This is a genomic window from Mesorhizobium sp. M4A.F.Ca.ET.020.02.1.1 (genome assembly GCF_004022645.1).
Lineage (GTDB): Bacteria > Pseudomonadota > Alphaproteobacteria > Rhizobiales > Rhizobiaceae > Mesorhizobium.
Map to the genome: position 1 here is coordinate 1 of NZ_RZOI01000794.1, position 2,609 is coordinate 2,609.

At 69.7% G+C, this 2,609-nt stretch carries 1 protein-coding gene; it reads left to right on the forward strand.

Going from position 1 to position 2,609, the window contains the following annotated elements; all coding sequences use genetic code 11:
- Positions 1 to 469 precede the first annotated feature (469 nt).
- Positions 470 to 2,491, forward strand: a complete 2,022-nt coding sequence (locus tag EN742_RS31200) for a hydantoinase/oxoprolinase family protein (protein ID WP_126057234.1) — start codon at positions 470 to 472, stop codon at positions 2,489 to 2,491.
- Positions 2,492 to 2,609: the final 118 nt, after the last annotated feature.

A 2,609-nucleotide genomic window follows, 5' to 3' on the forward strand; every position in this document is an offset into this window, starting at 1 on the left:
GATGGAACGGCGGACGAAGACCCTCGCTCTCCCACGGGCTTCAAGGCCCAAAGATGCTCCGGTCTCTCGTCCGCCACCGCACCTGCTGCAATAGCAGAGTCGGCACGGGACAAGTTACAAAGGTGCCCGAAGGGCGGATGAGGGGCCGCGCCGGCGCTGGACGATTCCTGCAAGGTTGGTGCCAAGCCACCCCCCTCTGCCCTGCCGGGCATCTCCCCCTCAAGGGGGGAGATTGGCAGCTTAGGTGCCGGCGCCCTCCTGCAGCGTTGGCGATTGGCGAAAGTGCAGGGGACATCTGATCTCCCCCCTTGAGGGGGAGATGTCCGGCAGGACAGAGGGGGTGCTGTCCCGCCAGCGTTCGGCAACTCATCGTCGCGCCACCCCCTTGGCCCATCTCTCCCGGCTTTATCCGCAACGCCATATCGGCTAAGGGCAGGCACCAATCCTTTTGCCCGGACTGCCTGCAAAAATGACCGCCAAGCCAATCCCGCTCTTCCTCGGCATCGACACCGGCGGCACGTATACCGACGCCGTGCTGTGGGCGGAGGAAGGCGGGCCGAAGGGCAAGGTGCTGGCCAAGGCCAAGGCGCTGACCACCAGGCACGACCTCGCTGTCGGCATCTCCGGCGCGGTCGACGCGGTGCTGGAGAAGGCCGGCACCGATCCGGCTTCGATCAAGCTGGTGTCGATGTCGACGACCTTGGCCACCAACGCGCTGGTCGAGGGCCAGGGCGGGCGCGTCGCGCTGATCATGATCGGCTTTTCCGAGGCCGACCTTGCCCGCGACGGGCTGAAGACGGCGCTCGGCAGCGACCCGGTGGTGTTCTGCCCCGGCGGGCATGACGTGCACGGCAATGCGGCCAAGCTCGACCTCTCCGGCCTCGAAGCAGCCCTGCCTGAGCTCGGCGGCTCGGTTTCGGGCTTTGCCGTCTGCGCCTACTTCGCCACGCGCAACCCGGCGCATGAGCTGGCTGCCCGCGACCTGATTCGCGAAAAGACCGGCCTGCCGGTCACCGCTAGCCACGAGCTGTCGGCCAAGCTCGGCGGCCCGCGCCGCGCGCTCACCACGCTGCTCAACGCCAGGCTGATCTCGATGATCGACCGGCTGGTGGCGGCGACCGAAGGGTTTCTGGAAGCGCGCGGCATTGCAGCACCGCTGATGGTGGTGCGCGGCGACGGCGCGCTGGTTTCCGCCGCCTTCGCCCGCCAGCGGCCGATCGAGACTATTTTGTCGGGCCCCGCCGCCAGCCTCGTCGGCGCCCGTCACATGACCGGCCTCGACGATGCCGTGGTTTCCGACATCGGCGGCACCACCACCGACGTCGCCGTGCTCGACAGCGGCCGCCCGCGGCTCGATCCGGAGGGCGCCACCGTCGGCGGTTTCCGCACCATGGTCGAGGCCGTGGCGATGCGCACCTTCGGCCTCGGCGGCGATTCCGAAGTGGCGCTGGAGGACGGAGCGCTCAATCCAAAAATCTTGCTCGGGCCGCGCCGCCTGGTGCCGCTGGCGCTGGCGGGCCTGGCGCATGGCGAGGCGGTGACATCGGAGCTGGAGCGGCAACTGCGGGCGCCGAATCCCGGCCGCATGGATGGCCGCTTCGCGGTGCGCACCGGCGTGCCGGACCGGCTTGCCGCCGGCCTCACCGCGCCGGAGGCAAAACTCTACGAGGCGATCGGGGCTACGCCGCTGGCGCTCGACAGGCTGCTGACCTCGAACGCCCAGAACGCGACGCTGAACCGGCTGGTGGCGCGCGGCCTGGTGCACATTTGCGGCTTCACGCCGTCGGATGCCGCCCATGTGCTCGGCAAGCAGGCCAACTGGCACGCCGCCACCGCACGCCTCGGCGCCGAGCTGTTCGCCCGCAAGCGCGACGGCCGCGGCCAGGCCATCGCGGCGACGCCGGAGGCGATTTCCGAACGTGTGCTGGTGACGCTGACCCGCTGGTCGGCCGAATACATTCTCGAAACCGCCTTCACCGAGGACGGGCTGGATGGCGCCGCCGCCGTCGCGCATGCGCTGGTGCAGCGCGCCGTCGATGCCCATCCCGGCATCGCCCGCCTCAGCGTGGCGCTCGACCGTCCGGTCATCGGCCTCGGCGCCTCGGCGCCGCTGCATTATGCCGGCCTGCCGCGGCTGGTCGGCAATGGCTGCGTCGTGCCCGACGATACCGACGTCGCCAACGCGCTCGGCGCCGTCGTCGGCCAGGTCCGCGTCTCCGCCGAAGCCCGCATCAGCCAGCCGAAGGAAGGGCTGTTCCGCCTCGCCTCGGGCCAGACGGTGCGCGACTTCACCGACGAGGCAGCGGCGCTCGCCGCGGCCGAGGCCGATGTCCGCGCCATCGTCGCCGAGCGCGCGAAAGATGCCGGCACCGACAATGCCGAGATCGACGTCGCCACCGAGCTCAAGGTCTCGACTGTCGAAAGCCAGCGCATGTTCATCGAGGCGCATGTGGTGGCGGTGGCATCGGGACGGCCAAGGATCGCGGTTTAGTGGCAATCTCCCCCTTGAGGGGGAGATGTCGCCGAAGGCGACAGAGGGGGTCGCCGCGCGTAGAGCGCTAACGCTTCGGTTGCAGCAAGAGCGTCGCGTCCAGTCGCACCAACCCCCT